Here is a 25,598-nt window from a genome sequence, read left to right on the forward strand (position 1 = left end):
CGATTCCGTACAACTTCACCGGGTAGAATTTCCTGAATTCACCTTCTGCACTACGCAACAATAAGTATCGTAGACCTGGGTTATTCGATAGGGATAGTTTCGAGAACTAGCCGGTAAGCAGGAGTGTGAGTACGTTGATTCGATCGGCCTTGTTGGTACCCTCGAAGCGAGGATGAGTTCAAGTCAGCGTGCTGAATATGGGGTGGACAGTCACTTCTTCCTACGGGTTAGCGATCGATTCCCGTGAGTTCGAAGCGCGCACCGCCTTCATCGCTCTCGGTGATTTTGATCTCCCAGTTATGGTTTTCAGCGATCCCTTTCACGATTGAGAGCCCGTAGCCTGGACTCCCCTCGTCTGTTGAGTATCCCGACTCGAACACCGTTTTGCGCTCCGTCGGGGGAATCCCTGGGCCGTCATCCTCGATGAAGGCGCCATCATCGAGCAGGCCGACTCGAATCGTTGACGCGTTCCCGTGGTCGATGGCGTTCCAAAAGAGGTTCTCGAAGAGCCGTTGTAACTGTGATTCGTGCGCTCGTATCTCCGCGTCCGCGTCAACGATTAGCTCTGTTGATTCCGAGGAGACCGTCTCCCATGCTTGCTCAGCGATCTCCCCGATTGATACCACTGTGAGTGCTAACTCCTCTCCGCGAGCCAATCGAAGCAGCTCGTCGATGAGGTTCCGCATCCGATTGTGTGCTTTTGCGACTTCGTCAAGGTGCTCGAAATCACCCGTCTCTTGTGCCAATTGGAGTTTCCCTTCAGCCACGTTGAGGGGGTTTCGAAGGTCGTGCGAAACCGTGTTTGCAAACGATTCGAGGATGTGATTTCGCCGCTCCATTTCCTGCTCGCGCTCTCGGTTCTGGGTGATGTCCCGGGAGTGTACGAAGAGGCCATCCTCGACGGGATACGCTCGGACTTCAGCCCAGTACCCGAGGGGTTCGTAATAGGTTTCGAACTCAGTCGGGTCGCCAGCGGCCATCGCATTCTGGAAGCAGTCATACGTCTCAGTCTCAGTGGCATCAGGGAACACGTCCCAGAAGGTCTCATTGAGGGCATCGTCAGCCGATAAGCCTGTTCTGTTTGCAATCGTTTGATTCCAGTAGATGATTCGCCACTCTGAATTGAGGATGTAGAACCCGTCGGTTTGCTCGTAGAGAGCAAGCAGCCGATCTTGTGCGATTCGCGCTCGTCGCTCGGATCGGCGCCGACTGACCGCGTTCTGAATAGAGTTTGCGAGTTGGTCGTACACTTCGGTTCCGCCTTTCTGGACGTAGGATGTTACGCCTGCATCTATGGCTTCGGAGGCGACCTCTTCGCTTCCCTTCCCCGTGAACAGGATGAACGGCAGATTGGGATACTCCTCGCGAACGGCGCTGAGTAACTTGATTCCGTCCATTTCGGGCATCTGGTAATCGCTGATGACGCAGTCGATAGGCTCCGCAGATAACTGGCCTAGTACTTCGCGTGGATTGGTTTCCGTACGCACGTTGAAGCTGTCGGATATTCGTTCCAGGAACTCTGCGGTCAACTCAGACGTTTGTTCATCATCATCGATGTGGAGAACGAGGATTTGGTCATCCATTGAGGCATCGTCCTGCGTGATTGTCGTGTCCATGTTCGTAGCTCTCAGAACAGAACCGTCCGAGGCTAGCAAACCACGCTAAAAACGCGGATGGAGTTCCTATGGTGTCCATTGCCCGCCTTACAGTGTAAGGAAACGGGCGCCACCTAAGCACACGCTGTTCCTACTCGGACAATCCCACTGATTGATATTAAACTATTTGGTATATGCAACATCATATCAGATAAGCCCACATTCGGGGATGCGGACTCAACAGCCATCAACCAGGCCCTCACGGGGCCACTAACGGCCGTATTCCTCGCATAGGGCCGTGTGAGATTGTTCGACCTCGTAAACGACACATTTGATGGCGGGAAAATGATAATACTGCTGCCAGACACGTAATCGGGCGAACAGTCAAGTTCATCCTCTATTGGTCACTTCGTCACCTGTACTTAGCAATCTAGGAGGACGTCAGAGAATACCGATAGTAACTCCAAACGTACGCTTATCCCACTCGCTATCAAATCCGCTTATCATGGTCGAAGAGACGGCAGAACTGCTCGCAGAGTACGTGTATGACCTCGTTGGCGACGGTCTCCGGACCGTGGTCATCGTCAGCAATGACGATCACGAGGTCTACTATCTCAACGACGACCTTCAACAGGAATACACGAGAGAAACCTACGCGGAGGTCGTCGACACCTTCCGGCTCGAAGACCCGTTTCTCTCGCCTGAACTTGCAGGCAAACCGGTCGGCGAACGACGCGCCCTCATCGATTATCACGAGAAGGCGTGTGTCATCCAGCTCCCGTATTCAGACTCAGAAACGATTCTCATCAGCGTTTCGCGAGACGCCGGTCGAGACTTGATCGAATTCGTCGAGTCGTGTCGAGAAATCGTACGAGAGCAAGCCTAGGAACCGACAACACGATTTTGAGCGGTTCGGCCTCGTTCTGTACTTCTCACTGCGCCACACCTAGGAACAACGAGTGCCGGAGAAGACCGGATTATTCGACAGGGCTAGTTTCGAGAACTGTGACACGGCCGCTTCGCTTTACCTCCTCGTATCATCAGCAACGGGTGAATCTCTGATTTCACGCAGTCTCGGTCCGGCGTTTTCCCACGGGTAGCTACCGTCTCCGGAATGCGTGTCTCTTGCCACCGATTTCGGCCGCTTCCCCCCGTAAACGACAATTCGTTCGTGGGTCGAACGAACGTCCTTCACGCCCGCACCCCATTTCCCGGTCAGAACCGCCCGAAGGCGGTGGGGTGATAGGACGATGAACGCACTGTTCGTACTTTCGTTCGATTGTCCTGATTATTAGGAACCCTACAGGGATCCACGTGCGTCCTTATTGATGGTCTGCTTGTGCACGTGTGTCGACGACGTCGAGATTATCGTCGAGCTCTGCAACGAATTCGTCGTCTGCAAGCGGTATGCGAACGATGAAACTCCACGGATCGGTTTCACGTATCTCAGTTGTGTCGTCGGTAACTGCCCATCGGAGTTTCCACTTCGGGATTTCGGTCAGGTCTTTCCCGTGATCGTGGTAGAAAGCCATTGTTGCCGGGTGATACAGGAGGACCTGTGAGACGGGAAGGTAGTGGAATCCAGTGCAGTTAGTACATCGGTAGATTGCGTAGACGTCGAGGTCTCGGGTGTCGTGAAGCGAGGGCAACGTTCCTTCGCCGGAGCGAATTTCGACTGCGACCTCGTTCGCACACCACGGACACTGACCAGCAGTCATGGCACTCAGGACAGTTCGACTCCGTCGATGGACCGTTCTGAGTTTCTCACCGGGAGTCTTCCCGACTAAGCCCTGGGTTGGGACATAGATGTCCGTGTAGTTCGCGTCACAGGACCAGCACCGAACGCGGAACAGTGTCTCGTAGAGATGGGCTTCGACAGGTTCGCCGCAGCGATGACAGTCGGTACCGACAGAAAAGCGATCGATAGAGAGGTCGGCCTGGCTTGTGAGAAGACCGGCGACGAGCGCGCGGTACAACACCATACCGGGCCACCGAAGTCGGTAGCCGGACTCCTCTTTGGCGACGTAGTTTCCGAGCAGTTTCTGTAAGTGATAGTTGAATCGGCCCGAATCCCGGACGTTCATACGCGACTTTAGATCCACATACGAAAGACGCGGGATGCCTGTATCGGGCGAGACGGTCGCGTTCCCGAGTTCTTTGATGATTCGAACTCGGGTCTCGTCCGCGAGAAGTGAAAACGCGGTCTCCTGATCGAACCCTCCGTCGGTCATCGTGAGGTGATGGTATGCATCACGGGATGTCTCATCCGGTTTGGTATCGCTTCAATCACGGCATTGCGTGGAGTACGTTGAAAGTCTGTCGAGGCTCTGTTCGAGCGATGGCCGGTCGCCGGTAATCACCTCAGCACAGAGACGGCCGGTCCACTCCGGGCCGAGTGCGGCTATGAGCGAGTCGAAGTCGATTGTCCCCGCTCCGAGCGGCAAGTGTTCGTCGCTCGGGCCGCGCGTATCGTTGAGGTGCACATGCTCAATTCGCTCACGGTATTCGGCGACGAACTTCGTGAGTTTCTCGCTTCCGTCTCCCGATACCCGGGCGTGTCCTGTATCGACTACCAGACCGGCAGGTGTCTCCTCGACAACGTGTGTGAGTCCGTCGAGCGTGAACGGCCCGGCTTGAATGTTCTCGACGCATACCTCGACACCGAGTTGGTCGCCGTAGGCAATTAGTTCGGTCAGTGAGTCGATGACCCCCTCGGTGATCGCTGGCTCGTCGTAAGCGTCTCCCATGGCGGCGTGGGACGGGTGTACGACCGCTGCTTCGGCGTTGAGGGTGGCGGCTGCATCGAGACAGTCTCTGTGTGTTTCCAGGACTCCGTGCCGTTGCCCGCTGAATGGGGACCAGACCGGCACGGTGAATGGGAGGTGTGCGACCAGTCCGACGCTCGGCGCGTCATCGAGCGCGGGGCCGAGTGTCGTTTCGACATGATCCGGGTGCGCACGGCCGTCGAATAGGACTTCGACGAAATCGCAGTCCGCTTGGGACACCATTTCGACCGCGTCACTGAACGCCACGCCGTATCCTTCCGGCACGCTGAGACCAGTTTGAATACTCATCTCAGGTCTCCCGCTTAGGCGTTCGTCGCTGCGTGAGCGGATTCTCTTGGATGATCGTCGCCTCCCGACCAGGACCAACGCCGAGAGCGTATATCGGCACCCCGAGTTCATTACTGACGTACTCCGCGTACGCTCTGACTTCCTCGGGTAGCGCCTCGTAGCCGTCCTCGGCCAATGCGAGCCAGTCGTGGTCGCCCCACGTCTCGAACTCCTCGTACTGGGGTTCACACTGACTCCACTCATCTGGTGAAGTGGGGGCCGTATCGATGCATTCTCCATCTAACTCGTACGCGTCACAGACTCGCAGCTCGTCAAGGCCCGCTAACACATCGAGGTGGCTGAGTGTGATTGCCGTGAACCCATTGACGCGGGTCGCATACCGCAACAGTGGAAGGTCCAGCCAGCCGGTGCGTCGCGGCCGCCCGGTCACAGTGCCGAACTCGCCTGCTTGCTCGCGGAAATCCGCGGCGTCCTCCTCATCGAACTCGGTCGGCATCGGTCCGCTTCCAACCCGCGAGAGATACGCCTTCACGACACCGATAATTTCGCCGTCGGAGACAGTCTGCGGTGAAACCCCCGTACCGACGATTGCACCGCCGGCGGTCGGGTTCGATGATGTCACGAACGGATATATCCCGTGGTCGAGATCGAGCTGCGTCCCTTGTGCGCCCTCGAAGACAATGGCGGCGTCCTCACGCTGAGCGAGGAATGAGCTCACGTCTACAACAATGTCTTCGCGTTTGAGTCTCTGACTGTAAGTCCGAAACCTCTCGAATAGTGTTTCTACGTCGAACTCATCACCGGTCTCAATATCGAAGACTGCCTCCGCGACCGCCCGCTTCTGCGGGACGACATGTTCAAGACGCGTTCGCAATGTTTCTGGGTCAAGTAACTCGCCGATTCGGATTCCACGACGACTGGTTTTGTCCGCGTACGCGGGTCCGATACCGTTGCCCGTTGTTCCGACTGCGGTCGCGTCGTCGTCTTTTGCAGTCTCCTCTGCTTGGTCGAGTACGCGATGGTACGGGAAGACGACATGGGACCGCTTAGAGACGTATATTTCGGGGTTCAGTCCCCGATCACGGAGGCTATCGAGTTCAGTGAACAGTGTTTCGAGGTTCACAACACAGCCGTTGCCGAGGACGCCTGTCTTCCCTCGGACAACGCCGCTTGGAACGAGGCGGAGCGCGTACTCCTCACCGTCGACAGTAATCGTGTGGCCTGCGTTGTTCCCGCCCTGAAAGCGAACGACAATGTCTGCACCAGCACTGAAAATATCGGTCATCCTCCCTTTTCCTTCGTCCCCGAACCCCGACCCGATTAGTGTCGCATTCACGAGATAGTCATCTGGGGGATACTCATTAACCGTTCTGTGAAGCGCGATTCACAGCGGCCCGAGTGGGACCAAACTCCCATATAGCTGAGCTGCCAGCTGATCTCTTTACCGGGGGTTGTAACGCAAATTCATCTAGAAGGGGGGCCAGAGTAGTCGGTTCCGAGACGGGCGATCTCAACTGTCGGGACAACACGAAGGGGAAGCTGAGTTGCTACGTATAGGGTGCATATTCATCAAGAAGTTACTGAGATTCGTGTACGGCCAGACTCACTGGATATTCTGGGAGAATTGAACCATGGCCTTCGAACGACTTGAGGGGGGTTTCACTGTGCGAAACCTATCAGAATTATATATCGGGCTTATAATCTCTCTCGGTACGAGTCGTATGTTCCCTAATCTGGCTGTGTTCCGATCACGCATCGAACGACACCGGATTCCGGCCTTCTTGCTTGTCGTCTTCGCCTGGACGTGGGTGTGGGACGCGGTGTACTATGCGTTCGGCTGGTGGGACTTCCTCCCGGTCTACATTAACTCCTTCCCGCGACAGTGGGGGCTCCCAATCGGCGCAGTACTCGTCGTCTGGGCGAGTGACGTCCCGCTTCGGGAGTGGCTCGGCCGCGTGTTCCAGTGGCGGCTCAATCCGTGGTATTACATCGGAGCAATCCTTCTCCCGTTGATCATCGGGAACGTCCAGCAGGTACTTCTCGCCCTCGGCGGTGGGTCGGTGAGCTACTCGCCGCCAGCCCCGCTTCACCTGCTATTCGTATTCTTCTTACTCAATGTCTTCCTCCTCGGTGGCGTCGAGGAATTCGGGTGGCGCGGATTCCTCCAACCACAGTTCCAAGAACGGATGTCGGTGTTAACGGCGAGTCTCGCGGTCGGAGTGCTGTGGTGGGCATGGCATCTTCCTCTGTTTTTCGGTCATCCAAATTTCACACCTGACGCGCTGTTCTTAGTGGAGTATACGACGTTTGTCCTCGGCGCCTCTACTGTCCTCGGTGCGCTCGTCAATATCACAAAAGGCGCAGTCATCCCGGCTGTGTTTATGCACGCCGCAATCAACGTCGGGAGCATTCTAGTGGGCTCCGGTGGCAAGCTAGACGGGTTACTGTCGGTTTCACTGGTCGTTGGCTCGGGTGCGTGGTGGCTAATCGCCGCCGTTCTGGTAGGGCTGTACGGGCGCTCGATGACCCCCGAATCCCCAATTGAGCCGCTCTCGTAGCCACCGTTCACCACCCGGGCTTAGAGAGCCATAGCCAACATGACCTAGCTAAGAAAGCAAATGGATGGGTATGATGGGTAGCTGTCGTTCGAGGTCTCTGGTGGTGGAGCTGTAGCTGCAGTGCTCCTCTGATTCGCTGATTCGGATGTCCGTCGGAATTGAGGAGGCTGAAGATTTTCTCGCAAACCTAGCACATGGCCTCGAGTAGGCCTGAAATGTTCCTCTACAGTTGTTTCTATTCGTGTTCTTGATGGCGAGAGGGAGCTGGAGTGGCCAGGTCGAATGACACCGTTGGCTGGCTTGTCTACGGTGGCCTTATAATTTGTCAGCGCTTGGTTTTGGCTATGAGCGAGTCGCAGTCTGAGACCCCGGGGAACGTTGATCGAGGCCAACTGGAGCGGCTCTACGATCAGAATCCAGATGATACAATTCAGGAGCTGCTCGAATTCCGGGAGGATTCGGCAGTCATCGAAGACGAGTATACGATTTTTCAAGCTCTTGCGAACGAAGATCGAATTCGTCTCCTTGAGGCCCTCCGCGAGGGGGAGTTTTGTGGTTGTGAGCTGATGGTCATTCTCGATGCTCCGCAGTCAACCGTTGCCACTCACCTCCGGAAACTCCGGCAAGCCGGGCTCGTAAAGTGTCGTAAGAAGGGTAAGTGGAACTACTACCGGATTGCTGATACCGCAGTCATCGAACTGCTGGACCTTGCAAAAGCGATCGAAGTCGACTGACCTAGTTCTCGGACTACGTATCCAGTGCCATTGATACTGCCGTTACTCGACAGTACCGTAGTGGCTTCAGGTTGGAACGTTCCCCGCGCGTAAGATTGGTGGCGAATGAGGCGCCGATAATCGTGGCTTGGTTCTACAATCCTTCCTCTGGGGTGTGCATGTGGGGGTTGAAGTTAGAATCGATGATCTGCGTGTGTCCTATAGGCTCAGGAACCAGCTAAGTGCTGCGTATGGCTCTGTTTCCGGGCGGGGTCCCTGTTTGTGCCGGCAGATGCGTACTCGTGGTGCCGGGGGAACGTATTGTGCTGTCGCGATTCTAGTGGTTTTATATGAATCGGGAATACACAATACGAAGTGATGGCTAGAAGTGTCCTCCATCGACTGTGGAACCGGCTCGAATCCCGCTACAAAACTAACGACTCCTGTGGCTGTAGCCCCGAAGAAAACGAAGACACCACCACCGGATCAGACGAGAAATCCATCTCAGAGACAGAGCAAACCAGCCCCGATAGTGGCTGCTAATCACGAACTCCTCCATACATCATGACAAAAACAGAATCCCCTGACCCAGATCTCTGCAGTAGTCTAGGACAGATATACGAAGATCCAGTAGCTCGAGTCGAAGTACTCCGAGAGGACTCTCCACCTCGGGAAGAAGCCACTCAGAAAGAACGTATTTTCAAGGCCTTAGCCAACACGGACAGGGTCCGAATTCTCGACACTCTTCGGGAATCAGCCTGTTGTACTTGCGAACTTCAGGCTGCGTTGGACGCCCCCCAATCTACAATCGCTACTCACCTCCAGAACCTCAAACGTGCCGGGCTCGTGCAATCCGAAAAGGACGGCCGTTGGACGTACTACCGCATCGAAGACGACGCTGTACGCGAGGTCCTCGATGCCGCCTCGACCATTCAGGAGGGATCTGAATGATCTCACCGGAGCTCTCCGCATCCTTAGTGGAGTCCTGGAACTTCTTCATCCATCTAGCAATCACCCTTGTTCCTCTGTTCATCGGTGCATCCTTCCTCGTAGGGCTTGCCCAAGAGTACTTCCCGCCAGAAAAAGTCGAACGGAAACTCCAGGGGTATAATGAGGGAACTGGAAACGTCGCCGCCGCAGGGTTCGGTGCAATCACCCCATTCTGTTCGTGTTCGACCGTCCCTGTGTTGAGTGGGCTCCTCCAAGCAGGTGCTCCGCTCGGGCTGGCGTTCTCGTTCCTACTCGCCTCACCGCTGGTCAACGAGATTGCAGTCCTCCTTCTCCTCGGAGCCTTCGGTCTCAAAGTAACGATCTGGTACATCGCAACCACGATCACTGCGGCAATCATCGGCGGTATCATCATCGGCCGGCTAGGGCTCATTGAGGACGTCAAAGACATTGAATTGAACAGCGACAGGGATCAATCCGTGGCTACTGACGGAGGAACAGTCGAATGTTGTGCCTCCTCGCCAGACACCCGGGTAACCCACCGCGAACACTTCGAAAAAGCCGCTCGTGAAGCAGGGACCTTCTTCAAAGAGACCCTTCCGTACCTCCTCCTCGGTATGACTATTGGTGCTCTTGTCCACAACGTCGTTCCCGCTGAAATCCTGCAGGCCGTTCTGGGGTCGCAGAATCCGGTCGCAGTTCCACTTGCTGCCCTCTTCGGAGCACCAATTTACGTCAGTATGAGTGGGATGCTCCCTACTGCGGTGGTGCTGCATGAACAGGGTATCGCCATTGGCACTGTCCTGGCATTTGTGATCGGTGGTGCTGGCGTTAGCATTCCGAACCTGATTCTGCTGAACAAGCTGTTCAAGCGCCGACTGCTTCTGGCCTACGCCGGAACGGTCGTAGTAATTGGTGTTCTCGTCGGCGTGAGCTTCAACGCATTCCTTATCTAAACACATCCAACCAGAGGCCATTACAATGACAGAATCCAACAACGGGGATTGCCCCCTATGTAACACATCGTCGGAAACGAAAGAAAAGATTGCAACTGCCAAACTTGCAGAGCATATCAAGGAGAAAGCTCGCCGAGACTCAGCCCACAATGAGTGGGTGGAAGAACATACAGCCAACGGGAAATTATCGGAGATTCGCGCTGCATTGGTAGAGAACGATAGTCCCCGGACCTAGCAACCTGGGGGCGGATACGTCGCTGAAATCGCGGACGCGCATAGCGGGGGAATCTCGGCTTAGGGGTTCTGCAGGGGGCGCACGCTTGGAGGTATTAGGGTGTCGGAGCAGTTAGCAGGAGTTCCACGGAGAGGGAGTCATGACTCTCTCGCGAGCCAGTTGAGGGCGGCCTGTTTGGTCTCGAAGACGCCGGTTTCGATGCCGATGACGTGGTCCGGAAATGAGTCGGCATCAGAGAAGTTATCGGTGACGACGGCCCAGCGTTGGACGCCAAGCGAGTAGCCAGCCACAGCCGCGTCCTCGACATGCTTGAATCCCGGGTTTGAAAGCGATACGCCTGGTTCGAGGATGGTCAAAGCACCGGTGATGTCCTCAGAGCGGATGGTGTGCATGAACTCCTGGTTGATGGCGCGCGCGGCTTGCCTATCAATATTGACGCCAGAAGGGAGGGTGACGACGACGGCATTTTGTTCGACGGTGACGGTGACTCCAGGGGCGGCCTCAAACTCCGACATTAGCTTGATGATATATAATCAATATAATAAACCCTTGCAGAACTATACATATTCTGTCAACCTAAATGTCTAAACATTGTATATTCTTCTCGTCATTAGTCCGGTTTTGGATCTCAATAGCCAACAATAACACAGCCGAAACCAGATAATAGGCCTCCTCAATCCGTGGATTAACGCCTTCGTGAAACAAGCCTGACTCTCAGAATCTAAGATCCCTTTCCACGTCTCCAAAAACGAAGTATCCCAGTTTGAATTGCTAACAACAAAATACTCGACAACAGGACACCAACATCCCCCATCCTCTTGGCAGCCCTCTAGTCACCAGCATCCCTTATACCCACTCGCGTGAGACTCTCATCGATCCCATTGGTGGCCTGCTTCGAATCAAGAGCACTCGAATGACGACCCCCATTTGTCTCGAGCAAACCAACGGGGAACGCCACTCCCCGAAACCACACCCAGTATAGCACCGTCTACACCAGCTTCACGCCCGGCTTTTTTCTATCACGCCCCCAGGGGTGCGGGCGCCCACATAGTGGGTGGCCCGAGTCAATTCGAATGCATCCAGTAACACAACTCAACTTTAGCACGCGCGTCATCAAACGAGCCCAGTACGAAGCCCTCGAATTCTCCATTCACCCCGAGGCAAGGGGTGTGCTCGTTCGCAATGAAAGTCATGCTGACCCGGAAAACCACGAATACCACGTAACAGTCCTGAATGGAGTACCCAGTAATTGTGAGTGCCCAGCTAACGCGAAGTACAGTGGCGCCTGCAAACACCGCGTCGGGGTCGCGATACAGCCCATGATTCTTGAGGTACTCGCACGCTGCAAGCCCGACCCGTTAGGATTGATTGCTGATGGTGGCACTCCACAACCGGAGTCCACAGACCCGAGTCCAGAGGTGACTACTGGTGAAGCATGCGAGGACGAGTGTGCGTGTGCGGACCTCCCTGGGGAGTTTCCGTGCTGGGAGTGCTACCGAAGTGGTCATCGAGAATTCCCAGACGACGATCGTGAGGCCCGGAGAACACAGACGTAACACCCCAAATCCATCCGAGTGACACTGGAGAGTTGTGGGCTCGATCGGTAGTCTAGGGGAATCCAGGCCTTCTCGAGGTCACGGCTACTCCCGGAATCGTCCTGATCGACTAATCGGTGATTCTCCAAGAGTGGCACTGGGGGGACTCGCTCAGTATAGGCATTCCACTACTCAGAAGCCGAGCTATTGACTCGAACGGAGTGTCCTGACACGAGGTAAGTATATTGGAGGTAGAATTACCTGGCTAGAAATTATTGTCTGACGCATGGCGCACAGTGAATGCTATCCGGATAAGGCCCCGAGAGTCAACACCCTCCTCGAGACCCTGTCCAGTCCTCACCGACGGGAGCTCATTCACTACTTCGAATCATCCCCTCAGACCGATGGTGATTCGCTTGATGCACTCGTCTCCCATCTCGATACTCGGATGCCGTCGACGACCCCCACCAACCTAGAAACAGTCCTCCACCACACCCACCTCCCCAAACTCGAAGAAGAGGGATGGATAGAGTACGACCCCCGAGAGGAGTGGATACAGTATCATGGAAACGAAGACGTCGAATCAATACTCATCGAGCTCGCTAGGGTATTCTCTGAGTAGCAGCGTACAATCCATATTCGGCGCTAACAGTGGTCTGTACAGGAAATTACGTAGATCCAAGCGACCCAGAGCACGAGCAAGTAGATAGGCCAAGGGTGAATGAGAGTCACTGCGCTCAAACACTATGTCAATTCCGTTTACAGAACACGAATGGACAAACTCACTAGTAGAGTAGTATCCCCGGGTAAAGCTCGGAAACGCGACCACCAACTCACACCCGTTCTGAATCGAGATAACTCGCTGAATGGACCCACTCCTCTTCAGTTCCTGAAGAATTTTATCGCGCTAGATCCGTAAAATAAGCTTGGAACTGGAGCTAACCTTCCTGGATACGCTCGGCTCTCACTCGTGGACGTCGTCCTGCTCGACCAACGTCAGGAGATCTTGTTCCAGTTCAGCGCCAACAAACCGGACGTGCCCCGTTTCAGCCTCGTAGTCGATTATCCGAGCCTCCTCCAGTTTTGGAAGATGAGTATGGTGAAGTGCGATTCGGACGCGTTGTTGGTGTTCGTCTAACTCCCGTCTCGGGTCTTCGTTCCGAACCCGGTCTGCAACGCAATCTACGAGCACATCGTATTCCAGTGTCTTCTCAGAAGCGTTGTCCAACGCGTTGAGGGTAGCGCGTCGGTGTTCGTTCGCTACTGCCGACAGAACCGTATCGGGGGATATCGATCTCTCACGGCCCGAAGAACCGGAGCCCTCATCAATTGACTGTATATCAGGTGTCCCCAGCTCTCGACTCTCATCCATACTCACATAGCGTAGTCCCATCTGCCTGGCTCTGCCCCATGGTGCATAATGGAAACAGTCAGTCCATCTCTGCTGCTGACTCGGGCGTGAGGAGTGCGTACCTCCCGAACGTCCCAATGGCACGACGCAGTCGCTCCGTCACTGCTTGATCGGAAATCCCGAGTTCGTCAGCTAACTCTGTGGTCGTACACCCTCGTGGAATGTCGTAGTATCCCCTTCGAATAGCGAGCGCCAACGCTTCTCGCTGGGGCTCACTCAGGCCGTACCACGGACCGGCCTCAGGGTCCGTCGGATTATATATGCGGGTTAGCTCCAGAGAGATGTGCGCGGCCTCACAGCAGTCCTGGCACTGACTCAATGCCTCGCGGTCTGAGAACCGTATCTCGAAATTCCACCCTTCCGACGATCCAGTCGCACCCAGTATCTGCCCGTCGTGTTCCAAGATGCACTGAAAAAGGTGGTCCTGGCTCGCATCCCAATCGAGCCTGATTAGCGTCCTGTCGTCGAACACGTCCACCTCTGTGACGCTGTTGACAGTTGGATAGCGTTCGACGGCCTCGAGAAAGCCGTTTTCGACCGGTTCGTAGACCCAGAAGAGCGGCACGGTCACGTCCCCACTCGGGACGAGCGTTTCCAGTTCGATGGCCGAGGCTTGCTCCAGACTGAGGATTTGCCCGAGTTCAAAATCATCGGATGGGATGCGAACCTCCGTTATCACACTCATACTCGCTTGTAAGACTAGATTGTCCGGTTGCACAAAAGGAGGCGACATGGTACACCATGGCCATCCGGGTGCCAGAGGTACACCCCGCTCGCAGCGCACACCATCTCGGCCAGCAACGGTGCGTCGACTCGTCTCGAAGCCATGATACACCACCCATGCCGGTTATTCGTCTGCCAGACGAAGGCTTCCGAATGGCGACTGTGATGGAATTTACGAGTCCGGTAGCGGAGTTTCCGCTGGGAAGTGTGTTCGAGAACCTGCCGGGTGTGACCGTTGAACTGGAGCGATTGATTCCACACGAGACGCTGATTATCCCGTACTTCTGGGTGCGTGATGTAGAAACGGAGGATATCGAAGCTGCGTTCGAGGCACATTCCGGCGTGAAAAACATTCGAGTGGTCGATCGCGTCGAAGACGAGTATCTCATGCGTGCCGAGTGGGAGTCAGAGTACTTCGGCATCCTGAGTGCGCTTGCCAAGGCCAACGTCGTCGTGCTTTCCGGGATTGGAACGAAAGAGGACTGGCGGTTCGAGGTACGCGGTGAGAGTCAGGAGACGCTCGCTGAGTTCCGAGAATACTGCCAGGAAAACGACATTCCGATAGCGATCACCGCCGTCCACGCCATGCTTCCGATCCAGGGAGAGGGCTACGAGTTGACCGAGACCCAACGCGAGGCACTGGTACTAGCCTACGAACGGGGCTACTTCGACACCCCACGCGAGTCGTCGCTCGAAGAGATCGCCGAAGAGCTCGGCATCACCCAGCAATCGCTCTCGTCACGCCTTCGACGCGGGCATCGACGCCTCATTGCAGCAACACTCAGTAGTTCGGTGTGACCGTTCGGATAGGCCCCCTGCATTAAACCCTCTGTATAATCAGTGTACTTATTGAACCGACTCAGACGGCTAGAATCAGGCTAGATGGACGCAACGGTATCTGGGGTTGGAGTCGAAGCAGTCGAGTACTCTCCGGAATCTGGGACTGTTCGCACGCAGTTTGATCAGGAGAAGACACCCGCGAGCATGGCTGTTGTCGCAACGCTGGCGGACGTAATGGATACTGATCCTGTAGAACTCGACCCGCTCCATTCCACTGTTGACGCCGACGGATTGGATGCGCTCGTCCGCGTTCGCAACGGGACGAACGGAGATGTCCACGTTGCATTCACGCACGAGGGGCACGCAATAACCGTACACAGCTACGGTGTGATCACTATCACGCCAGAACACGAACTCACAGTGGAGGAACACGAAAGGGGGCGGGAAGATGACGTCTGAGGAGACCTCGCTTGCGTCGAAGGAAGAATTAAACGTGGAGCTGAAGGCCCTCCTTCGCAGGGCCTACGAGAGTGGAATCGATGTGGAAGGCGGATTCGAATGTCGGAATGGGGTCGAACATCCTGACTGGGACGTGATCGTCACTGAAGTCGAAAAGAACGGGCATTCGGAGTGAACGACTTCGAGCGTGGCCGGATCGGTTGCAACTACTTGACCTGTGAGTGACGAACGCTGTAACCAAGATCGCATCAAACGGGTACTCTCAGCGCAACAACGGCGAGTATTACGTGCGCTCCTCGACGAGAGTTCGATATCTGCTGACCCGATTCTTCGTAAGGGAGAGACTCTCAACTCCGGGGAGTACCTCACGATTTGTTACGAACTCCATCACGTCCTACTTCCCGAATTATCGGATGAGGGATTCGTCGAGTTCGACAGGTTCGAAGACAAGGTACGGCGAGGAATAAAATTCGACGAGGTACGTCGGTTTCTTGAACAGAACGCTGACGACCATGACTAGGGCCTGTAACTGATTCGTCGCTGAATATTTCGAGGCGACCAGCGGGAGGAGGAGATGATTGGGCGCATCCCCTACCGGTGTAATAAGCACGCAACCCGACCCACCGCTTATTCCACAACAAATGATAGTCTAATCAATAAGGAACCAACAGGGCCGGAGTTACGGAGTCCCCTAGGCGCGTTCTTCGACGACGATATCACGGGCTTCCGAGACAAGGCCATCGTCGTCATCCAGTGCTTCGACGTCAAGCGCAACAGCAGCACCAATTCCGTCCTCGAGTGCGAAGTTCATCTCCACGACGTTCTCGAAGCAATTGACTATGCACTCAAGCTCACCGTGGCCCTCAGAGTACGCTCGTTCGTAGAGCGAAGTAGACAATGACTGCATACGGGACTCATCGATTGCATCCAGGAGCTCCGCCTCGGAGTACTGCTCAGCGACATCATTCCGGAGGTAGACGATGTCCATGCCCTCGTGGTCGTACTTGACGATACTCCTGAGGGCACCACTGGTCTGTTCCTCGAAGAACTCCTCGAGGCGAGACGCCATCTGGACTGCCATACCCCCGAATAGTACTCCCGGACCAAAGAACTAGTGTAGGATTTACTTGACGTAAGGAGATTATTGCCGGGAAAAACAAGCGAGAACCGCCGATAATAGGGATTAGGACAAGAGAATATACACTCCCCTCAGCCAGCAACGACCCGCGTCGGCCACCCACGGGCGTACCTAGTCGCGGGTCCAACAGCAACAACGCGCACCCAACACTCTCCCTAGAAATTATTCGATGACGCCTGAACCCATTGACGCATACATCACGAAATCCTCGCCAGAGTAGCGCTCCTGTAGCCACTCCAGCAACGCATCGGCACAATCCCCAAACTCACCCCTCCCTGCACCCCCTACGGACTTGAGGACGCTCACAGACACCCACTCACCCAAACCCGGGTCAAACCCTGATAGATGCGCGCCACCACCAAACCCAAGATACACCCCAATCACTTCCATCCGCCCACTACTCTCTGATTTGAGACCAATGAGTGGGGCCGTATGATCGAACACCTCCACGTGATCCCGTAACCCCAGAACTTCCTCTACTGAGAGCGGCCGCGAAGGAAAATCCGGGGACATACCCCCTCCAGAGAAGCCACCCACGATAACCATACCTTCGAGATACACACCAACTCAAGCACTCTTACTGGCATCCACCACCCAGGGGGTGAGATACTAGCTTACCAGTAGTTGCCAATACGGTTTCTTTATTCAGAGTGAAAGGTGAAACAGCCGTTGAGTACAGCGGACTCACGTAGCGAGCAATCCGTCGAACCCCCATTATTTGTCAAGAATGAGTCGAGAGATACGAGGGGGCGAGTTGGTTAGGCGACATTCCGGGCCTCAGGGTTATGTGCCTCAGATTCGATCTACGACTTCCTTGCGAAGACTTCTGTACCACTATCTGAGACACAAAGCGCGATTTGAGCGTTTGAAAGAGTTTTAGACGAATGCGCCGACCTACAGACGTGAACCGACGCACGTTCCTCGCAACAAGCTCCGTAGGAATCGCCGTCGGAGTCGCCGGCTGTCTAGACCTACTCAACCAAAGTGTCGATTCGGAGCAACCGGAGACCACGCCGACGAACGACGGTGCTGAAGACACAACCAACGGCTTACGCATCGTTGGAGTCTACGCTGACGACATCGAGCGCGAGTTTCTCGACGGGGAGTATCTCCTTATGAAGAATACCGGTGCGGACTCGCTTGATGTCTCGGGATACATCGTTGAGTACCCGACAGGCTACTCCCACCAGATAACGGATCTCGTGCTCGAAGCGGGCGCACAGTTCGCCCTGATGAGCCGGGATGGGGAGGACTCGGTGTTCCAAATGAGCCCGCCTCTCTATCTCCGGTATCTGGCGGCTGATACGGCACCACTACTCGGCAAGAAAGGGACCGTGCGTGTCCAAGACACGGAAGACAACCTCGTCGCCGCGGTCTCCTACGAGGATTTCGGATGTGACGGCGGACCTGAGACCGGCGACGAGATGGCGTGTCCCCACTCAAGTAGTTCGGAGAATTGAGGACAGCATCTACCCACGCAATCGCAGCGTGTACGTGGGCACGCCAGTGTTTTCCCAGACGTACGGTCAATTCCCTCCCTACACCAATTCAGATACCCCAGTTCCAGTACCCGTTCTGAATAAAGAAACCGCACTAGCAACTACTGGTACTGCTTCGAAAGCCCTCAACCGCTCGCGGCCGCTCGCGGACATCCCTCACATTCGTTCAAGAGTGGTCCACGACCACCCGCGAACCGGTTTCGCCCTTTCGGAGTCCACCAGGACACCGTTGTGCAGGCTTCCTATTCGTGTGTTTGTGTGGGCCACTGGTGGGTTCGGTGCGCTCGCCCTTTTCGAGTAGTCCGCATCACGAACAGCGACCACTACTGTTCGTTCCTCGCTCGCCCTTTCGGGACGCCAGCATCAAGTGCAGTATCGGTCCCGGGGACCGAGTACTGACTTGAAGCTGGACGCTCAGGCGGACTACCCAGGGCGCGCGCACCTGGTTGACTCCACCATCGAGCGCGCCGCTCGCCCCCACATGGGGGCGAGCGAAGGCGCGAGCGGCGCGCAGACGAGTCTGGTGGTAGTTGGTTGTCGTAGAAAACCACGACTAGGGATCGTGGTTGTCGGGCGTCGGTCGAACGCCTTCGGAACCAGTGAGTTCCAATGTCAAGTAAGCAAGCGCGTAGCAAGGTCGTTTCGGTCGAAGAACAATCGTTTGAGAAAACGGGCGAGCAGTCGGTTGATGAGGATGGATTCGAACTCGTCGATGAGACCCCGGAGCTCCGAGCGACGGTGGAGCTGGAAATCCAGGCGAAAGTGGACGCGAACCAACCTAGTAGAGTAGTCAGTACTCGTGGTGAGCGGATTCGTGGAGCAACCCTCGAAGAAGAGGAGCGGATTCGGGGCCGGGAGGCGGAGTTAGAGCGCATTCGAGGGCGCGCAAGGATCGGACGGAAGAATGGGCGAGCAGGGCGGTCACGGACGGTTGTGGCAGACCAGAGCAGGGAGCGACGTCTCGAGTTCGAGAAGCGTGCTAGGAGTGTGGACCCGTGGGTGGACCCGGAGCGCGGTGATCCCCGTGAGGAACTCACTCGGGAGGAGTTAGGAGCGGTGAACACGGAGTCGGTGCGGTTGGCCGAGGCACTGGATGGGTGGTCGCGAGCAGCAATCAGCCGACGACTCGCAGAACTCGTAGCCAACGGAACGGACGTGACGAGTGCAGTCCTCGGAGTGTTCGAACAATTACAGACCGCGCCCGGGCACGTGATTCCAATCGGGAAGCTCGAGGACATCAATCGCAAGGAGGTGAGTATCGAGGGTCGAGTCGAGGTCTTGTGGAATCCTTCGCATCCGAGCATCGCCCAGGTCGGGTTGATTGCGGACGAGAGTGGACAGACCCGTGTGACAATCTGGGAGGCCTCAAACGCCCCCTGGATTAGGGAGGGTGAGCGTGTGCGGATTCGGGGGGCTGCACGGAACTGGTACGAGGGACGCGTCTCACTCGCCGTCACTGGCTGGAGCACTCTATCCTTCCCTGAGCGCGGTCGGTGGTGGGAATAGCCAATCGTCGCAGCTCTCTTTTTGGTGTGTGCCGGACCAGCCCTGGCCCCGCCTCCCCACCCACCGCTCCGTGCTCGCTTGCTCACGGCCTTCGCCGTTCGCATCGAGGCGCTCCCACAGGGGTCGCGCCTCGCGTTCGCTGCGCGCGCAGCCACAACCTCAATCACGGCTAAGAGGGGCGCGATGAGGCGGCGTACTGGTTTTGAGAGCCGAGCCGTGTTTGTCTGCCCCCACAGGGGCGGAGGGCACACAAGAACGCGCCCTCACGCAACGATGACCAACGAACCTACTCTCACAGCCCGTGAACGCCTCCAAATACACCTCCGCGAAGCCCACCAAACAACCCGTTCCCCACTCGTCAAAGCACACCTCAACGCCGCACTAGAAGCCTGGAACGACTTACCGCCGACACCCCTCCAAGAGTGCCCGGTCTGTGGGAAAATTGGATTACCTGAGCGGATACAGCACCACGAATGTAGAGCCGAACGATAGTCCACGACGAACCATTAACGGCACATCTCTACTGTGCTCCACCAGTCAGTCTGTGTCAAACGCCGCTTCGATTGCGTTCGACCACGAACCGAAATGCCGGACGTACGTCGTATGACTATGTGAGCCATGATTAAGCCGTATCGAGAGGGTCAGTTGCCGCCGGCTGTCGTTTCTCTCGCTCGTTCACGGCTCTCGTCACTCGTTACCAACCAGTAGAAGAACGGCTCGTGCGTCCCGGCGACGCTGGCGGTCACGAAGGTGTACTCCCCGCGTGTAGGGTCGTCGTGAAGCGTCACCGACTTCGAATTCTCGTCGACGCTCGCAGTCACGTAGACAGCATCCCCGGGTTCAAGTGGCGCGTCCGTCGTAACGGTCCCGAACTTGTCGCCGAAGCTGACATGGTCCAACGCATACTCGTTACTTGCGCTGACCCTGAACGACGCGTTCGCCGGGAGAGTGACCCCGCCAGTGTTCCTGATTTCGAACGCGTGGCCGTCCTCGACGATCGACAGCGAGAGCTGTGGGACGTCGCCGATCCACGACGGCGGGCCGGACCAGTCGATACCCGTTTCCAGTGTGATCGAGGAGTTGACGCGTCTGGTGGTGTCGTCGCGGTCCTGAACGAAGGACTTCTCGGTGTTGTAGACGACGCCGTCGGGCGTGACGAGCGCGGTTCCCTCGTAGGAGGTTAGGGACGTGCCCCAAGAGGTTGGCGAGGGCTCGTCGGCGGTGAGTTGAACGAACGTCCGACCGCCGCGCTCGACGGTGCCGTTGACGCTGTAGTTCCCACTTATGAAGGCGTTCTCGAGGGCGTGCTGTGGGCCGAACGTGTCGTCACGCGTCCAGGCTCTGGCGATGGCGGTGTCATTCTGCAGGACTTGGTACCCCGTTCTGTTGGGGATGGTCACCCGGGAGTAGCCGTGCGAGCCCGTCGAGTAGAACTGCTCCGCGGTTCGTATTCCGTCGGTCGTCCGGTTGAACGTGCTGTAGTACGGCGTTGGGCTCGCACCGCGCGCGTAGGTGCGGACGTAGGTATCGTTCGAAACCTCCCACTGTTGGGTGAACACCATCGGTTCGTTCGCCGTCGCCTCGAAGTGCGCGTCGGCGAGGGCCGAGGCGTTCGTGAGTGTACCGTTGTCTGCGACGCCCGGCGGGTACTGCTCGACGGAGGCATTCGGTGACCAGGTACTGGTCGGGGTGGTCGTGTCGCTCGTGGTCGTGTCGCTCGTGGTCGTGTCGCTCGTGGTGGTGTCGGTGCTGGTGGGGGGTGTCCCGGTGGTACAGCCGGCGGTGACGAGGAGGAGGGCGACGCAGACGGCGAGTGCCGCGCGTCGTGTCGGGGGCTTCATGGGATGAACCAATAATGTGGTGGTGTAAAAACAACGTGGTCGATGGACCGCTTTCGACACATTGTCTCTTGGTCCTCTACGGCTGTGGTGGGACTTTCGACGAGGGGCGACAGATTGCTTTCCTGTACGACGCGGATGCTGGACTGCTCACGCGGTGGTGTTTTCGACTCTCCTGCCCGTTCGTTTGGTGTAGTATCTGTACTTAGCAATCTAGCGGAATGTCGGAGAATCACCGATTAGTCGACAGCGCCCTTTCCCGAAACGACCAGTAACAAAATTGCATACCTAGCGGTGCGATTCGATTTTGATGATTGGGTTACCGTTTTTGTCAGCAATGATCGTCGCGGTCGTCGTATCCGCTTCAAACTGGAGGGTCATCTTGAGATTGTGGTCTTGGAAGAGGGCGTCGAGTGCGTCAGTGTTAATATCGTCACTGATGCGCCATTCCTGATCGATTATCTCCTCGTCGTGAGCCGCTGCAATCGCCGATACGACCGCTACGCTTAACGTGTCGCCCGCTTCTGGCTCGTAGTAGAATTCTTCAGTATGTCCCACACCGCTATTTGGAGGGTCAACGGGAAACCCGCTATTGCCATTATAAGTCCCGGTAGTTGCCTCCCCCTCGCCAGGTCAAACTGATTCTCTGTACTTAGCGACAGTGAGTGTCAGAGAATCACCGATTATTCGACACGGCTAGTTCCCGAAATGACCGGTAAGCAGAGTTGCGAAGAAACCGAGGCCTTGTCACAATCCGAATACATATATCTGGTGGCAATCTTTCCGGGTTTCATGGGATGTGCTCAGTGTGGCAAAAGCGATGCCGCTCTAACGAAGGTTGAATACAAGGTTGAAGAGGGCGAAACAATTCCCTTGTGTGCCGATTGTCGGGACGAATTCAAAGATGGCGGGCTCGTTAAGGCGGTTTCTCTGGTTGACCAGTAGGTCATCTGTACTGAGCAATCCAGCGGGCTGTCGGAGAAGACCGGATTGTTCGACAGGGCAATTTCTATAAGTAGTCAGCAAGCAGAATTATGAACGGATTGCTGAAGTCCACAGTTCGTATCAGAGGGTACCCTCTCATGAGGACACTCTACTGGTTCATTTGTAAGAGGGGTCTTGGACTATTCGCTTAGAAGGGGGAATGACCGGATGATACAAAGGACCTGTCTGTGTTGGAGATATTATTATGGACGTGGGTGAGACGGTAGAAGTTGAGATTGGTGAACGCCATGACGGTTATCTCAAGGCTGAGCGGGATGGAAGTCGGTTTAGCATAGCAGGCGAAGGCTCGATTGGAGATACGCGAAAAATTCGGATTGTGAAGAACCAAGGAGGCCCCTTCATCGCAGTCACTGAAGGTGCGACGCTCCGCCTCAGGATCGACGAAGTCGTCGATGAGTCGACTGTCAGGGCCGACCCCTCGTATGGTCCTGTATTAATCGAAGCTTCGCTGTCTCCGGGTGATTGGTGGCAATGTGTTGTAACTGGTGTTCAGGAAAGCCATGTCACTGCAAAACCTAGGAAGTACATCCCTCGAAATAGCGACATCCCACGAGGTGACCTGCCTGATGATTCAACGCAATCTCTTAATCACTTACTTAGTGGGCGAAAGCTCTGACGCAGTAATACGAATGCAGAGTTAATGGACGAGGATCATTCTCTGCAGCAAGCGATAGTCCCGGTCCGTGTCGCAGAATGGATTCTTCGACAGTGCTATCTCTCGAAATAGCCGGTAAACAGAATTGCGGATTCACCGGCAACTGTCCGTGGCAGTCATTGGTGAGGAAGTGACTATGTTCATATCGGGGGAAGATACAACTGGGCGGGTCGGGTTGTGTTGTCCATGCGTCGTCGAGCCCTCCTCACCAGTCTCGTTGGCAGTACTGCACTCCTCGCCGGATGCATCGCTGATGCGCCGACAGGTAACTCCGAAGATACGCCCTCAACGGACTCCAGTACTGCGTCTCCAAGGGAGGTGTTTAATCCGACTGGGCGGGCGACGATTCGCCCACTTGACGAGCCGCTCATCCAGCACGGGCTAACCGCGGACTCCGAGCAGTATCTATACGGTCGATTGTTCTCTCCCGATGATACCGTCCCCGTCACTGATAGCGCGGATGCAAAATGGCTCGCTGAACGGGTTGACGAACTGTCCAGCGATCAGTTCGCGGTTTTGACGAACCTTCGGACTGCAGGCGCTTCCCCCGCTCATTTCTGGCCAACGCCAACTGGTGCCACGTGGGACGACGAAGGCCTTCACATCCAACTGGAACGCCAAACAATTTCAACCACCGTCGAAAGTGACGAGGCCGTCGGCGTTGCACTCACCGTCTACCAGTATACTGGCAAGCAACCGACGGATGTGAGGCTCGTCTTCCCGAGTGGAGCAACTCTCCCAATCGGGACGTGAGACTTCGAGAACTGTACGCTCTGTACTGAGCGAAAGGTCCCTGTATCTATGTCGGAGAATCACCGATTATTCGACACGTCTAGTTCCCGAAATGGCCGTTAAGAAGAGTTGCGTATCTCCCAGGGAACAGGGCGCGATTGTGCAGTGGGAGCAATAGATACCGGTATAGATCGAATCTGAGCGAGTCTCGTGTATAAACGACTGACGGTTCGGTGTTTGGACTTGGGTATCGAGTTAGGGTTGCAGGAGGTGTGATTCCAAGGGTGCGAGTCAGCGGAACTAAATATCCTTCAGACGGGAGTATAGACGTGAAGCGGCGTAATCTCCTCGCCCTCCTTGGGGCGAGTACAATCGCCGGTGGTTCCGCTGTATTGAGTGTCCTCGGAGATGACAAACACACGAAGCTCAACGACATTATGGTTCAGAACCGGGCTGACAAGCCCCAGCAAGTAGTCGTTCAGGTTTTCGGCGGTGACACGATTGTCACAGATGAGACGTTTTCACTCGCAAAAGACGATATGTCCGGGTCAAAAGCTATGGTGCCCTGTGAATGGCGAGACGCATCAGGGCCTCTCTCCGTCCGTGTTCGACTTGTTGAATCATCTGACTGGGACACGCGGCATCTCGATGAGGCAACCGATTCGTCTGCGGTAGTGGAATATATTGTGGTGATCGGGGGGGAGGAAACGCCGTCCGGGATCGACTTCTATATCTCACAGAACTCAGAATACTCCCCGTGTTCTGATATAAAATGACACCAGCTGCGACGAACTCACGATAGACGTGAACCGCCTCGGGATCAAGCCTCGAGGCACTCGGCCTGTTCCGCCTGTAGATATGCTTATTTATAGAAGTGTTTATTCACAAGAGTTTATTTGTGGATTGTAGGCTCTCCAATGCCTCTCATCAACAGCGATAAAACTCGGAGAGATGCATACCTCGCCGTCGCATTCTTCTGTATAATCTCGGTGATTGCCCTCCCGATTGGCGCGTTCTTAGCCTATCGAGCGTGGAAGATTCATCGGAAGATCTCCAACCCTCAGGACACCTTATCAGGGTAATCGGGTGACTGTTCACTCGGTTGGACGGGGCCGTTGAACTCCTGATCTACTATCCGAAATCGATGATTTCAGAGTCGGACGGAAGAATCAACTACACCATTGTACGACTGTACTTCGCAATCCAGCGGGCTGTCGGAGAACACTGGAATCGACGACAACCGCCGTCGTACTTTCGCTGATTGTTCGACAGGCCCATTCCCTGAAATGGCCGGTAAACAGAATTGCCTATTGATTGTTTTTTGGCTCGCGAAAAGCATTATACTTGGAAGAACAACACGGTTGATATGGTCATCTCAACGAAGTCGGTATGGGACGAAGTGGCGGACGAGCTTTCGGACGGCTCGGTAATTGAGTACGAAAACGCGACGGTTTACGGCGATTTTGAACAGGAACAGGTTCTTCACCAAGGCAACGTCCGTATTCTCCCGAATAGTTGGATTGCTTTACCAACCGGTCGTCTCCTTTCTCCCGAAGCAGTACATCATATTGACCCATAGAACCTCTGTACTGAGCGAACGGTCCCTGTATCTATGTCGTAGAAGAGGGGAATCGACGACAACCGCCGTCGTACTTTCACTGATTATTCGACATAGCTAGTTCCCAAAATGGCAGTTAAGCAGAATTGTGTATTTACAGTCGGTAGATTAGGGGATATTGATGGGTTCTCCCGCGTCGTTGAGGTTGACCCAGATGTCTCCAGTGTGTTTCACGACGACCTCGAACTGGGACTTCGTCTCGTCTTGGCTTGTCAGGGAGTTGAACGAGACGACTTCATGGTTTGCGTGTTGTTTTGAAGCGGCGGTCAGACTGTAGATGCCGGCTCCTGTTTCGAGGGATTGCCCAACAGTAATGGGTTTGCCATCGGCCGGTGCCTCGAACGTACTCCAGATGGGGCGTTCAGTATGTCCCTCCGGAGGACCATACACCAGCGTCAACCGGACGCGTTCCTTCTCGCCGGTGTCGCTTCGAACGAGAATTTGCTCGATGGGCGACTCAACGGCTTCCGGGGACGTGGATTCGTCACTGGGAGAGGTGGTAGAACAGCCAGCAAGCCCACTGAAGGTTACTGCACTCCCAGCGAGGAAGGCTCTCCGAGAAATGACCGAGGACCAATCGACCATAGCATTCCTCTCGGTCTAAGGGGGAAATATCTTCT

The 25,598-nt window shown here is 55.6% G+C and carries 29 protein-coding genes; 16 read left to right on the forward strand and 13 right to left on the reverse strand.

The annotated features are described in order from the left end of the window. Window positions 1-227: 227 nt before the first annotated feature. Window positions 228-1,583: an ATP-binding response regulator gene (locus LT965_RS08230; RefSeq protein ID WP_232703535.1), complete on the reverse strand. Its 1,356-nt coding sequence runs from the start codon at window positions 1,581-1,583 to the stop codon at window positions 228-230. Window positions 1,584-2,100: 517 nt separating this feature from the next. Between LT965_RS08230 and LT965_RS08235 the strand changes: the two genes are divergently transcribed. Next, window positions 2,101-2,481, forward strand: coding sequence for a DUF7522 family protein (locus LT965_RS08235; protein ID WP_232703536.1), 381 nt, complete (start codon window positions 2,101-2,103; stop codon window positions 2,479-2,481). 436 nt (window positions 2,482-2,917) lie between these two features. Here LT965_RS08235 and LT965_RS08240 read toward each other — a convergent pair whose 3' ends face one another. Genes LT965_RS08240 through LT965_RS08250 form a run of 3 tightly spaced genes read right to left on the reverse strand, consistent with a single transcriptional unit; the run spans window position 2,918 to window position 6,005 of the window. Beyond that, window positions 2,918-3,826, reverse strand: coding sequence for a DUF7351 domain-containing protein (locus LT965_RS08240; RefSeq protein WP_232703537.1), 909 nt, complete (start codon window positions 3,824-3,826; stop codon window positions 2,918-2,920). 51 nt (window positions 3,827-3,877) lie between these two features. Next, on the reverse strand, window positions 3,878-4,627 hold the full coding sequence (locus LT965_RS08245) for a sugar phosphate isomerase/epimerase family protein (protein ID WP_232703538.1): 750 nt from the start codon (window positions 4,625-4,627) through the stop codon (window positions 3,878-3,880). A 43-nt stretch (window positions 4,628-4,670) separates the two neighbouring features. Next, entirely contained in the window at window positions 4,671-6,005 is a 1,335-nt protein-coding gene (locus LT965_RS08250) for an adenylosuccinate synthase (protein WP_232703539.1), read from the reverse strand. 385 nt (window positions 6,006-6,390) lie between these two features. Here LT965_RS08250 and LT965_RS08255 point away from each other — a divergent pair, with 385 nt between their 5' ends. The 4 genes from LT965_RS08255 (at window position 6,391) to LT965_RS08270 (ending at window position 9,844) form a co-directional block, all read left to right on the forward strand. After that, on the forward strand, window positions 6,391-7,227 hold the full coding sequence (locus tag LT965_RS08255) for a CPBP family intramembrane glutamic endopeptidase (RefSeq protein WP_232703540.1): 837 nt from the start codon (window positions 6,391-6,393) through the stop codon (window positions 7,225-7,227). Window positions 7,228-7,571: 344 nt separating this feature from the next. Beyond that, window positions 7,572-7,961, forward strand: coding sequence for an ArsR/SmtB family transcription factor (locus tag LT965_RS08260; protein WP_232703541.1), 390 nt, complete (start codon window positions 7,572-7,574; stop codon window positions 7,959-7,961). A gap of 543 nt (window positions 7,962-8,504) precedes the next feature. Beyond that, entirely contained in the window at window positions 8,505-8,891 is a 387-nt protein-coding gene (locus tag LT965_RS08265; protein ID WP_232703542.1) for an ArsR/SmtB family transcription factor, read from the forward strand. Continuing rightward, on the forward strand, window positions 8,888-9,844 hold the full coding sequence (locus LT965_RS08270; RefSeq protein ID WP_232703543.1) for a permease: 957 nt from the start codon (window positions 8,888-8,890) through the stop codon (window positions 9,842-9,844). Before LT965_RS08265 ends, LT965_RS08270 begins: the two co-directional genes overlap by 4 nt. Window positions 9,845-10,216: 372 nt before the next feature. Here LT965_RS08270 and LT965_RS08275 read toward each other — a convergent pair whose 3' ends face one another. Next, entirely contained in the window at window positions 10,217-10,594 is a 378-nt protein-coding gene (locus LT965_RS08275) for a hypothetical protein (RefSeq protein ID WP_232703544.1), read from the reverse strand. Between the two features lie 558 nt (window positions 10,595-11,152). On the opposite strand from LT965_RS08275, the gene LT965_RS08280 reads away from it, so the two are divergent. Together LT965_RS08280 and LT965_RS08285 are read left to right on the forward strand one after the other, a co-directional pair. Continuing rightward, a complete protein-coding gene (locus LT965_RS08280; RefSeq protein WP_232703545.1) occupies window positions 11,153-11,635 on the forward strand; it encodes an SWIM zinc finger family protein in 483 nt (160 codons plus the stop codon). A 265-nt stretch (window positions 11,636-11,900) separates the two neighbouring features. Next, the gene (locus LT965_RS08285; protein WP_232703546.1) at window positions 11,901-12,236 is read left to right on the forward strand and encodes a DUF7344 domain-containing protein; all 336 of its coding nucleotides are present in this window, start codon (window positions 11,901-11,903) and stop codon (window positions 12,234-12,236) included. Window positions 12,237-12,578: 342 nt separating this feature from the next. Here LT965_RS08285 and LT965_RS08290 read toward each other — a convergent pair whose 3' ends face one another. Together LT965_RS08290 and LT965_RS08295 are read right to left on the reverse strand one after the other, a co-directional pair. Beyond that, complete coding sequence (locus tag LT965_RS08290; RefSeq protein WP_232703547.1) at window positions 12,579-12,986, reverse strand: DUF7344 domain-containing protein; 408 nt, start codon at window positions 12,984-12,986, stop codon at window positions 12,579-12,581. Between the two features lie 58 nt (window positions 12,987-13,044). Beyond that, a complete protein-coding gene (locus LT965_RS08295) occupies window positions 13,045-13,710 on the reverse strand; it encodes a helix-turn-helix domain-containing protein (RefSeq protein WP_232703548.1) in 666 nt (221 codons plus the stop codon). 191 nt (window positions 13,711-13,901) lie between these two features. On the opposite strand from LT965_RS08295, the gene LT965_RS08300 reads away from it, so the two are divergent. From LT965_RS08300 to LT965_RS08310, 3 genes are all read left to right on the forward strand, one after another. Then, complete coding sequence (locus LT965_RS08300) at window positions 13,902-14,546, forward strand: helix-turn-helix domain-containing protein (RefSeq protein WP_349292063.1); 645 nt, start codon at window positions 13,902-13,904, stop codon at window positions 14,544-14,546. Between the two features lie 84 nt (window positions 14,547-14,630). Beyond that, a complete protein-coding gene (locus tag LT965_RS08305; protein ID WP_232703550.1) occupies window positions 14,631-14,987 on the forward strand; it encodes a HalOD1 output domain-containing protein in 357 nt (118 codons plus the stop codon). Next, window positions 14,977-15,162, forward strand: a complete 186-nt coding sequence (locus LT965_RS08310) for a hypothetical protein (protein ID WP_232703551.1) — start codon at window positions 14,977-14,979, stop codon at window positions 15,160-15,162. Before LT965_RS08305 ends, LT965_RS08310 begins: the two co-directional genes overlap by 11 nt. Window positions 15,163-15,678: 516 nt before the next feature. Here the strand turns inward: LT965_RS08310 and LT965_RS08315 are convergent. Together LT965_RS08315 and LT965_RS08320 are read right to left on the reverse strand one after the other, a co-directional pair. Further along, a complete protein-coding gene (locus tag LT965_RS08315) occupies window positions 15,679-16,068 on the reverse strand; it encodes a DUF7522 family protein (RefSeq protein WP_232703552.1) in 390 nt (129 codons plus the stop codon). A gap of 219 nt (window positions 16,069-16,287) precedes the next feature. Then, the gene (locus LT965_RS08320) at window positions 16,288-16,671 is read right to left on the reverse strand and encodes a DUF7964 domain-containing protein (RefSeq protein WP_232703553.1); all 384 of its coding nucleotides are present in this window, start codon (window positions 16,669-16,671) and stop codon (window positions 16,288-16,290) included. A gap of 356 nt (window positions 16,672-17,027) precedes the next feature. Here LT965_RS08320 and LT965_RS08325 point away from each other — a divergent pair, with 356 nt between their 5' ends. Together LT965_RS08325 and LT965_RS08330 are read left to right on the forward strand one after the other, a co-directional pair. After that, entirely contained in the window at window positions 17,028-17,585 is a 558-nt protein-coding gene (locus LT965_RS08325; protein ID WP_232703554.1) for a lamin tail domain-containing protein, read from the forward strand. Window positions 17,586-18,233: 648 nt separating this feature from the next. Next, window positions 18,234-19,130 carry a DNA-binding protein gene (locus LT965_RS08330; RefSeq protein ID WP_232703555.1) on the forward strand — a complete coding sequence of 299 codons (897 nt, stop codon included), beginning with the start codon at window positions 18,234-18,236 and terminating at the stop codon, window positions 19,128-19,130. A gap of 537 nt (window positions 19,131-19,667) precedes the next feature. On the opposite strand, the gene LT965_RS16700 is transcribed toward LT965_RS08330, so the two are convergent. The 3 genes from LT965_RS16700 to LT965_RS08345 form a co-directional block, all read right to left on the reverse strand. Then, window positions 19,668-19,775, reverse strand: coding sequence for a homing endonuclease associated repeat-containing protein (locus LT965_RS16700; protein WP_432419316.1), 108 nt, complete (start codon window positions 19,773-19,775; stop codon window positions 19,668-19,670). Beyond that, the gene (locus LT965_RS08335; protein WP_432419315.1) at window positions 19,772-20,971 is read right to left on the reverse strand and encodes a DUF7537 family lipoprotein; all 1,200 of its coding nucleotides are present in this window, start codon (window positions 20,969-20,971) and stop codon (window positions 19,772-19,774) included. The genes LT965_RS16700 and LT965_RS08335 overlap by 4 nt, the downstream gene beginning before the upstream one ends. Window positions 20,972-21,256: 285 nt before the next feature. Next, complete coding sequence (locus LT965_RS08345) at window positions 21,257-21,526, reverse strand: HalOD1 output domain-containing protein (protein WP_232703558.1); 270 nt, start codon at window positions 21,524-21,526, stop codon at window positions 21,257-21,259. A gap of 631 nt (window positions 21,527-22,157) precedes the next feature. On the opposite strand from LT965_RS08345, the gene LT965_RS08350 reads away from it, so the two are divergent. The 4 genes from LT965_RS08350 to LT965_RS08365 all read left to right on the forward strand — a co-directional run bounded on the left by LT965_RS08350 (window position 22,158) and on the right by LT965_RS08365 (window position 24,939). Further along, window positions 22,158-22,589 carry a hypothetical protein gene (locus LT965_RS08350; RefSeq protein WP_232703559.1) on the forward strand — a complete coding sequence of 144 codons (432 nt, stop codon included), beginning with the start codon at window positions 22,158-22,160 and terminating at the stop codon, window positions 22,587-22,589. A gap of 225 nt (window positions 22,590-22,814) precedes the next feature. Then, window positions 22,815-23,381, forward strand: a complete 567-nt coding sequence (locus LT965_RS08355; protein ID WP_232703560.1) for a hypothetical protein — start codon at window positions 22,815-22,817, stop codon at window positions 23,379-23,381. Between the two features lie 263 nt (window positions 23,382-23,644). Further along, the gene (locus tag LT965_RS08360) at window positions 23,645-24,136 is read left to right on the forward strand and encodes a hypothetical protein (protein WP_232703561.1); all 492 of its coding nucleotides are present in this window, start codon (window positions 23,645-23,647) and stop codon (window positions 24,134-24,136) included. Window positions 24,137-24,726: 590 nt separating this feature from the next. Then, window positions 24,727-24,939 (forward strand): hypothetical protein, encoded by a 213-nt coding sequence (locus tag LT965_RS08365; RefSeq protein ID WP_232703562.1) that lies wholly within the window; start codon window positions 24,727-24,729, stop codon window positions 24,937-24,939. A gap of 147 nt (window positions 24,940-25,086) precedes the next feature. Here the strand turns inward: LT965_RS08365 and LT965_RS08370 are convergent, their stop codons facing one another. Further along, window positions 25,087-25,563: a hypothetical protein gene (locus LT965_RS08370; RefSeq protein WP_232703563.1), complete on the reverse strand. Its 477-nt coding sequence runs from the start codon at window positions 25,561-25,563 to the stop codon at window positions 25,087-25,089. Between the last annotated feature and the right edge of the window lie 35 nt (window positions 25,564-25,598).

Origin of the sequence: Halobacterium wangiae (assembly GCF_021249345.1) — an archaeon.
GTDB lineage: Archaea > Halobacteriota > Halobacteria > Halobacteriales > Halobacteriaceae > Halobacterium > Halobacterium wangiae.